Origin of the sequence: Carnobacterium sp. (assembly GCF_049673005.1) — a bacterium.
Classification (GTDB): Bacteria; Bacillota; Bacilli; order Lactobacillales; family Carnobacteriaceae; genus Carnobacterium_A.
The window spans coordinates 23,682-32,634 of record NZ_JBATXB010000055.1; the positions used below are offsets into that span (position 1 = coordinate 23,682).

The 8,953-nt window shown below is 34.0% G+C and carries 7 protein-coding genes; all 7 read left to right on the plus strand.

Annotated elements, in window-relative coordinates:
* Window positions 1–154: 154 nt before the first annotated feature.
* The 7 genes from WBF61_RS04705 to manA all read left to right on the plus strand — a co-directional run bounded on the left by WBF61_RS04705 (window position 155) and on the right by manA (window position 8,776).
* Window positions 155–802 (plus strand): TetR/AcrR family transcriptional regulator, encoded by a 648-nt coding sequence (locus WBF61_RS04705; protein WP_424254367.1) that lies wholly within the window; start codon window positions 155–157, stop codon window positions 800–802.
* On the plus strand, window positions 799–2,520 hold the full coding sequence (locus tag WBF61_RS04710; RefSeq protein WP_424254369.1) for an ABC transporter ATP-binding protein: 1,722 nt from the start codon (window positions 799–801) through the stop codon (window positions 2,518–2,520). Before WBF61_RS04705 ends, WBF61_RS04710 begins: the two co-directional genes overlap by 4 nt.
* On the plus strand, window positions 2,520–4,367 hold the full coding sequence (locus WBF61_RS04715) for an ABC transporter ATP-binding protein (protein ID WP_424254371.1): 1,848 nt from the start codon (window positions 2,520–2,522) through the stop codon (window positions 4,365–4,367). The genes WBF61_RS04710 and WBF61_RS04715 overlap by 1 nt, the downstream gene beginning before the upstream one ends.
* A 165-nt stretch (window positions 4,368–4,532) precedes the next feature.
* On the plus strand, window positions 4,533–5,726 hold the full coding sequence (locus WBF61_RS04720) for a GNAT family N-acetyltransferase (RefSeq protein ID WP_424254372.1): 1,194 nt from the start codon (window positions 4,533–4,535) through the stop codon (window positions 5,724–5,726).
* Window positions 5,727–5,887: 161 nt separating this feature from the next.
* Window positions 5,888–6,625 carry a glucosamine-6-phosphate deaminase gene (locus tag WBF61_RS04725; RefSeq protein ID WP_424254374.1) on the plus strand — a complete coding sequence of 246 codons (738 nt, stop codon included), beginning with the start codon at window positions 5,888–5,890 and terminating at the stop codon, window positions 6,623–6,625.
* A 93-nt stretch (window positions 6,626–6,718) separates the two neighbouring features.
* Window positions 6,719–7,729: a serine hydrolase domain-containing protein gene (locus tag WBF61_RS04730; protein ID WP_424254375.1), complete on the plus strand. Its 1,011-nt coding sequence runs from the start codon at window positions 6,719–6,721 to the stop codon at window positions 7,727–7,729.
* A gap of 90 nt (window positions 7,730–7,819) precedes the next feature.
* The gene (gene manA, locus WBF61_RS04735) at window positions 7,820–8,776 is read left to right on the plus strand and encodes a mannose-6-phosphate isomerase, class I (RefSeq protein ID WP_424254376.1); all 957 of its coding nucleotides are present in this window, start codon (window positions 7,820–7,822) and stop codon (window positions 8,774–8,776) included.
* Window positions 8,777–8,953: the final 177 nt, after the last annotated feature.

The following is an 8,953-nucleotide window of genomic DNA, read 5'->3' on the forward strand; positions in this document are numbered from 1 at the left end:
TATTAATAATAAGTAAGTATTGCAATATTTTTTTGAAATTTTTATTTTCTATATAATCGAGTAAAAATACTTGATTTTACTTTTTCTGTAGAATATAATGACAAGGTGTCATTATGACGACTTGTCACTTTTATAGTTGAAAGGAATGAAAATAGTGCCAACTAAAACATTTTTTAACTTATCGATAGAAAAACAAGACAGATTAATATCTGCGGCAGCAGAAGAGTTTTCTCGAGTATCGTTGAATGAATCTTCTATTAATAACATTATAAAAAAAGCTGAAATTTCACGAGGTAGTTTTTATCAATATTTCGAAAATAAAGAAGATTTGTATTATTATTATTTAGGTCTGTTAAAGAGAGATACTCAACTAATGCTCTTAGATAGTTTAAAACTAGCTAATGGCGATTTATTTGAAGGGTTTAAACGATTCTTTCCTAAAATTCTTGAACTGATTATGCACAAAGAGAACAGTGCTTTTTTTAAACATCTTTTTTTGCATATGGATTATCGAACGGGGACTGAAGTTGCACCTGAAACAATCAAACAGTGTGGAGCAAATAGACCTTCAAAAGATACATTTCGAAATCACATTGATATGGATAAATTGAGTTTATCTGAACCTAGTGACTTCCCACTTTTAATCAAATTTATGATGTCTACTTTATTTGGCACAGTTGGAGAAGGCTTTAATAAAAATAAATCACAGAAAGAAATGATTTTAATGTTTAATAAAAAATTAGAATGGATTGAATATGGTGTCGCTAAAGACCCATCTAATCAGGAGGAAATAAAGTTATGATTAAATTAGCTAAAAAGATGAATGGTTTAGCAGTAATGGGAGCAGTCATATTTATGATTATCCAAGTCGTTAGTGATCTTTACTTGCCGAACTTAACTGCGGACATCATAGATAATGGGATTGCAACAGGGGATATTAATTATATAGTATCTGTTGGTATAAAAATGCTGGGATTTTCTTTATTGAGCGTAGCTGCAGCAACAGGAAATGTTTATTTAGCATCACAGCAATCTCAACTGTTAGGAAAAAACATTCGAAGCAGTGTCTTTAAAAAAGTATCGTATTTTTCTAATGATGCTATTGATGAGATAGGAACTTCTTCCCTTATTACAAGAACAACAAATGATGTTGTCCAAATACAAATGGTTGTTATGATGGCTTTGAGAATGATGATACAAGCACCCATTATGTTAGTTGGAGCAGGAATTATGGCTTATACAAGAGAACCAAAATTAGCGAGTATTTTTCTATTCGTTCTTCCAATTTTAGCCGTTTTTATGGCAACTATTATGTATTTTGCCGTACCTTATTTTAAGAAAATGCAAAGCAAAACAGACCGTTTGAACTTAGTCTTTCGTGAAGGTTTAACAGGTATTCGTGTTATTCGAGCATTTAATCGAAACGATTCAGAAACAAAACGATTTGATGAAGCCAATAAAGATTTTGCAAATACTTCTATTAAAGCAAACACAATCATGAGTTTTCTGTTGCCAGTAATGACATTAATTATAAGTGCAACCAATATCTCAATTATTTGGTTTGGTGGTCAGTATATTGGTGATGGCCTAATGGAAGTTGGGAATTTGATTACCTTTATGACGTATGCTTTCCAAATTTTAATGAGTTTTATGATGTTGGCTATGATCTTTGTTTTTATTCCAAGAGCACAAGTTTCTGCCGCACGTATTAATAAAGTTCTATCTACAGATAGTATGGTTAAAGACCCTGAAAAGCCAATTAAAGTTGATATGGCAGATAAAGGAACGATAGAATTTGATCAAGTAGATTTTCGTTATAATGGAGCTGAGCAACTAGCTCTTGAGAACATTAGCTTTAAGGGTGTTAAAGGTGAAATGATAGCTGTTATTGGTGGGACCGGTTCGGGAAAATCAACTCTAGCAAACTTAATTGCACGTTTTTATGATGTTGAATCAGGAAGCATTAAAATTAATGGAGTAGATATACGGGACACGAATCAAAAAGACCTACGTAGCATGATGGGCTATGCTCCTCAAAAAGCTCTTTTGTTTACAGGAACCATTCGTTCAAATATGCAATACGGAAATCCGAACGCAACAGATGAAGAAATCTGGCATGCATTAGAAGTAGCGCAAGCTAAAGATTTTGTTTCAGAATTGCCAAAAGGATTAGATAGCTATGTAGAACAAGGTGGAGGCAACTTCTCTGGCGGTCAAAAACAACGTCTAAGCATCGCTCGTGCGTTAGTTTCTAAAGGGGATATCCTAATATTTGATGACTCTTTTTCTGCTTTAGACTTCAAAACAGATGCAACATTAAGAAAAGCCTTGATTGAAGAAGCGAAAGACTCTGTTGTCGTGATTATCGCACAAAGAATTAGCACAGTAATGAATGCCAATACGATTTTAGTAATGGAAGCTGGCCGAGTGGTTGGAAAAGGGACTCACGAAGAACTTAAAGCAACAAATGAAACGTATCAAGAGATTATGAACTCTCAAATGAGAGAGGAGGAACTTTAATGAGAAATTCAGGACCGAAAGGTGAAGTACGCAAAGCTAAAAATTTCTGGGGAACCCTGAAACGATTACTTGGTTATATGTCTAATCGTATCCTTGCAATTGGATTAGTTTTCATCTTAGCTATTGTAGGTACAGTTTTGCAGACGAGCACGCCAAAAATTTTGGGAGAAGCAACTACTGAAATTTTTAAAGGCGTTATGGTAGGAATGAAAATGAAAGAAGCTGGTCAAGTTGTTGAGAAATTACCAATTGATTTTGAGATAATAAAAAATGTCTTATTTACGGTCGCTATCTTGTATATCTTATCGGCTATTTTTCAGTATTTCCAGCAATTTACGATGACACGTGTAGCACAAAATACCGTGTATGATTTACGAAAAGAATTAAAAGATAAAATGAATAAAGTTCCAATGAGCTACTACGATACTCATTCTAACGGAGATATCATGTCGCGTGCTGTTAATGATATGGACAATATTGCGAGCACACTTCAGCAAACATTAACCCAATTTGTAAATAGTTTTGTTTTATTTTTTGCCGTATTATATATGATGCTAAGTATCAGTTTACAAATGACCTTAATTGCTTTTGTCACTGTTCCGTTGAGTGTGTTGGTAATTAGCTTAATCGCACCAAGATCACAAAAATTATTTGCGGCACAACAAAAAAAGTTAGGATTATTAAACAATCAAGTTGAAGAAACCTATGCTGGTCATGTTATTGTAAAAATATACAACCGTGAAGATGCAGAAATTGAGTTATTTGAAAAACAAAACGAAGAATTGTATCAATCTTCATGGAAAGCGCAGTTCTTTTCCGGTTTTGTTATGCCGATGATGAACTTTGTTAAAAATATAGGTTATGTATTAGTGGCTGTTGTTGGAGGAATTAATGTAGCGAATGGAACAATGACGTTAGGTAACGTTCAAGCATTTCTACAATACACAAACCAATTCAGTCAACCAATGAGCCAAATGGCAAATTTAGTTAATACGATCCAAGCAACGATTGCTTCAGCTGAACGTGTATTTGAAGTATTAGACGAAGATGAAATGGTAGAAGAAAAATCAAATGTGACGCCTATTCCAAATTCACCCTATAAGGTTTCTTTTGACCATGTTCAATTTGGTTATGGGGATGATGATCAAGAGTTATTAATGAATGATTTTAACTTAAAAGTTAAAGAAGGCCAAATGATAGCTATTGTTGGTCCTACCGGTGCGGGTAAATCAACCTTAATCAACTTGTTAGAACGCTTTTATGATGTAAAAGGTGGAAGCATTAAATTAGATGGTGTGGACACAAGAGACATGACTCGTGAAGAATTACGTTCGCACTTTAGTATGGTTCTACAAGATACTTGGTTGTTTAATGGAACCATTTTAGAAAATATAAAATATGGTAGTGAGAAGTATGGTCAAGATGAAGAACGTGTCGCAGCGGCTGCTAAAGCGGCTCATGTAGATGACTTTGTTCATACATTACCAGATGGATACGACACGATTCTAAATGAAGAAGCAAGTAATATTTCACTTGGTCAACGCCAATTAATCACAATTGCTAGAGCATTCTTAGTTGATCCAGAAGTCTTAATTTTAGATGAGGCAACTTCAAGTGTAGATACACGAACAGAAATTTTGATTCAAAAAGCAATGCGGAAGTTATTACAAGGCCGAACTAGCTTTGTTGTTGCCCACAGATTATCAACCATTCGAGATGCGGATAATATTATCGTTATGAATGAGGGAGATGTAATGGAAACTGGAACTCACGATGAATTAATGAAACAAGATGGGTTTTATGCAGACTTATATAATAGTCAATTTGCTGAAAAACCAGCCGTATAATGAACGAAAGATAAAACGTCCTTCATACAGGAATGCACTAGACTTGTATGTAGGGCGTTTTTTTTAAAATATAGTATAGTAATAAAGAAGAAACGCAATAAGGATTCACGACTAATGGCTAGTATGTTAAACTAGAATAAAATGCAAGGAAATGAGGCGAAATAAATGACTGAATATAAAATGATGCAGCTTAATGAGTACCAACAAATGTTTGATTTAGCTAGCTATGCCTTTAATAAAGAGAAATCAGCAAGTCGAGAAAAAAGATTTACTAAACTTTGCTCAAAATCAGATTGTTTTGGTGCTTTTAAAGGCGATTCGTTGCTAAGCCAATTAATTGTTCGTCCAATGGAAGTTTACTTACATGGGCAAACGTTTAAAATGGGAGGAATTGGTTCCGTTGCTAGTTATCCAGAAAATAGAGGCGGAGGAGATATTGCTCAGTTAATGACATTATCTCTTGAAAAGATGAATAAACAAGGCCAATTGCTGTCTTATTTAGCACCTTTTTCTTACTCGTTTTACCGTAGATATGGCTATGAGCATTGTTTTGATGAATTGCAGTATACAATTGATGGCAGCGAATTACCTAAAATACAAAAAACAGCTGGGTCTATTCGCCGACTCGAATGGGAAGATGCAAAATTAATTCTTAAAGCTACTTATGAAAAACGATATGCTAAAAGCGTAGGGCCTCTAAAGCGTAGTCAATGGGATTGGGACTATTCAATGTTATCCCGAGAAGACTCGTCAATTGCTGTTTATTATGATGAAAAAAATGAAGTTCAAGGTTATTTAATCTATTCGTTCAAAGGCCAAACTCCTGGGACATTTGTCTTACAAGAAATGGTTTATTTAAACCAGTCCGCTTTTAAAGAATTATGGAATTTTGTCTCGTCTCATAAAGCAAGTTTCCATACATTTAGTTATAAAACAGGAGCACATGAAAAAATAGCTTATTTATTTGATAATCCAAGAGTCAAGCAAGAAATAGTTCCGTATATGATGGCTCGAATTGTGACGATTGAGGATTTTTTATTGATTTATCCTTTTAAGGAACAAGCTCCTCAAACATTTTATTTAAAGGTGGAAGATGAACAAGCACATTGGAACAATGGGATTTGGAAAGTAGAGTTGTTTTTAAGTAGTAGAAAAGTGACGCGTGTAAAAATGGAACAAGAAGTACCACAAGATATACTTCTTTCTGGAACAATACAATCTTGGACACAAGTCTTTATGAGTTATCGGACAATTGAAGAGTTAGTCTTTTTTGATAGAATTAAGGGGACGAATAAAGCAGTGATAGATTTTTCAAGAAGAATTCCTGAAGGCACTCCAGTACTATATGATTACTTTTAAACAATATAAGATAAAGAACTAAATCTTATTAGTGGGAATAGTAAGGATTTTATTTTTCAGTTATGAGAGTTGTATGCTATCATCTAGTTAAGAGGTTATGCCTTATAATAAAACACTCTTTTTATCAAAAGGAACTAAGTTTAAAAAAGGGAGAGAATAAAATGAATATTATTTTAACAAAAGATTATGCAGAATTGTCTAAAGCTGCTTATCAAGTAATAGAAGATACACTTAAGAATAAGAAAGAAGCAGTCATCAACACAACAACAGGAGCAAGTTATGATGGTACATTTGAGTTGTTGGTTGAAGCGATTAACAACGATAAACTAGCGATTGACAAAAGTGTAATGACTAATTTAGATGAGTATATCGCAGAGCGAGATAAAACCTTTACGGTTTACACGTATATGCATGAGAAATTTTATGACCTGATTAAAACACAACCTAGTTATATTGGTTTAATGGATGGGAGCACAAACGATCCACAGGCGGAAATTAAACGATACAATAAAATACTAAAAAAATACCCTAGGGATTTACAAATTGTTGGTTTAGGTGTTAATGGACATTTAGCTGCAAATGAACCAGGCACTCCTTTTGATTCACGTCTTTTTTTAGCAGATAGTGATGAATCAACGGTTAAGAGTACAATGGCTTATCAAAATTTATCACCTGAAGATGCGCCAACACAAATGCTTACAATGGGTTTAGCAGATATTATGGAGGCTAAACATATATTAGTCGCTTCTTCCGGAATAAGAAAAGCGCAAGCTGTTAAAGATACATTAGAAGGTCCGATTAGTGAGAATTGTCCAGCTTCTATTTTACAAAACCATCCAAATGTGACGTTTATTATGGATGAAGCAGCAGCATCGTTGCTTGAAAAAAATTACGGTTAAACCAAAAAAAAATAAAAAAAGCTTATGGTTTTTCCATAAGCTTTTTTTAGTGAATGAGAGGATATCTAGCGTTTAATAGAGAGGAAAAGTATCATGTATCCAGAAACACGAAAGGTGATTCAGAGAATGATTGAGCAGTCTATCATTCCTGGTGCGAGTTATGCATTTATTAAAGATGGTAAAATAGAAATGCATCGAGATGGATTAGCAGCAACTGTTCCCAGAAAAGAAAAAATCCAAGACAATCAACAATACGATGTAGCTTCCTTAACCAAAGTTATGCTAACAACGACAACTATTTTAAACTTACTAGAAAATAAACTAATAGCATTGGAAGATTTAGTTCATTCATACTTACCCGAGTTTAAATCAAGAAAGGTAACAATTAGACATTTATTAACACATACATCCGCACTAAATGGCTTTATACCCAATCGAGATAATTTAGCAGCGAATGAATTAAAAACGGCACTTTTTACCTTAGTGCCCGATAACACTTTAGGAGAGAAAGTTCAATACGCGGATATCAATATGATTTTATTAGGCTATATCATAGAAAGTATTGAAAATGAAACGTTATTTTCTGTTTTTGAGAAAAAAATAATCCAGCCATTGAATTTAAAAGCGTCTACTTATCATCCAATTAACCCAATGCAATGTGCGCCAACTCAAAATCATCCCCAGAGAGGAATGATTAGAGGAAAGGTTCATGATCCAAAAGCATCTATACTTGGCAATCATTGTGGCAGCGCCGGATTATTTTCTACACTAAATGATACAGTACGGTTTAGTCAAATGATGCTTCAGAAGGGCATGTTGGATGGAGTTAGAGTGTTAGAAGAAAAGACTGTTCTTGAGTTACTGGAGGATAGAACACCTAACAAAAAACTGAATCGTTCGTTAGGTTGGGATTTATTAACAAGAAGAGATGGGAAATCACTTTTCCACACAGGATTTACAGGTACATTTATTATCTTAAACATCAAGAGTCAAGAAGCTTTTATTTTTTTATCAAATCGTGTTCATCCAGTAAGTGATACAACAACTTATTTAGCGGAAAGAAACCATCTAATAGAAACTTATTTTTTAGAAACTACCGTTTAATTAGTCAAAATGATTATCACTAAATCGATGTAAAAACGATTTCAATTATGGTAAGATAATAGAGAATTTGTTTAGAGGAGGAAGTAAAAAATGAATGAACCACTATTTTTGAAAGCCGTTTTACAAGAGAAAATTTGGGGCGGAACAAAGTTGCATGATGTATTTAATTATGACTTACCTAGTGATAGAGTAGGAGAATGTTGGTCAATCAGTGCACACCCAAATGGACCGAGCACAGTATTGAACGGACCATATGAGGGAATGACATTAGCAGAAGTTTGGAAAGAACACAGGGATGTCTTTGGTAATGTTAAAGGAGATGTTTTCCCATTATTAACGAAAATATTAGATGCTAATGATGATCTATCCGTACAAGTTCATCCAAATGATACTTATGGACTTGAGCATGAGGGCGAATTAGGAAAGACTGAGTGTTGGTACGTTATTGATGCCGATGAAGGAGCAGAAATTGTTTACGGACATCATGCTAAAACTAAAGAAGAGTTAGAATCTATGATTAAAGAAGGAAAATGGACTGAATTGTTAAGACGAATCAAAGTGAAAAAAGGAGACTTCTTCTTTGTACCAAGTGGAACCATTCATGCTATTGGAGCAGGTATTATGATTTTAGAAACACAACAGTCCAGTGATACTACCTATAGAGTTTATGATTACAACCGTAAAGATGATACGGGTAATCCTAGAGAGTTGCACATTCAACAATCTGTTGATGTAACAACAGTTCCACATGTTGATGCAGAAACAGGTATAACGACAACTCAATTAGAAAATGTAGAAATTACAACGTACGTAAAAACTGATTTCTTTAATGTTTATCAATGGTCTATTACGGGGAATGCAGTCTTTGAAGCATCTGCACCATATACACTTGTTACTGTTTTAGAAGGTGAAGGGACTCTTCTAGTAGAATCTGGTGAGTATCCTTTAACTAAAGGAACAAACTTTATTTTACCAAATGACATAAAAAATTGGACAATAAAAGGCTCATTACAAATTATTGCCTCAACACCTGGAACAGAAATGTAATAGAAGAAAAGGCTAAATATATAATTTTCGCTAAAATTAGACTATTAAAAGAGGCTGGGACATAACTAGCTACTAATAAGAAAAAAGATTCCATTTATCAGCAAACTGATGAATGGAATCTTTTTTTGTGTCAATTTGATAGAACTCCCCGACGGGGAGGATAATCTACTGGCATAT

Excerpts from the sequence above, each read along its gene's own strand:
- WBF61_RS04710 (WP_424254369.1), top strand. The coding sequence starts at position 799 with ATGATTAAATTAGCTAAAAAGATGAATGGTTTAGCAGTAATGGGAGCA.
- WBF61_RS04715 (WP_424254371.1), top strand. The coding sequence starts at position 2,520 with ATGAGAAATTCAGGACCGAAAGGTGAAGTACGCAAAGCTAAAAATTTC.
- WBF61_RS04720 (WP_424254372.1), top strand. The coding sequence starts at position 4,533 with ATGACTGAATATAAAATGATGCAGCTTAATGAGTACCAACAAATGTTT.
- WBF61_RS04725 (WP_424254374.1), top strand. The coding sequence starts at position 5,888 with ATGAATATTATTTTAACAAAAGATTATGCAGAATTGTCTAAAGCTGCT.
- WBF61_RS04730 (WP_424254375.1), top strand. The coding sequence starts at position 6,719 with ATGTATCCAGAAACACGAAAGGTGATTCAGAGAATGATTGAGCAGTCT.
- manA (WP_424254376.1), top strand. The coding sequence starts at position 7,820 with ATGAATGAACCACTATTTTTGAAAGCCGTTTTACAAGAGAAAATTTGG.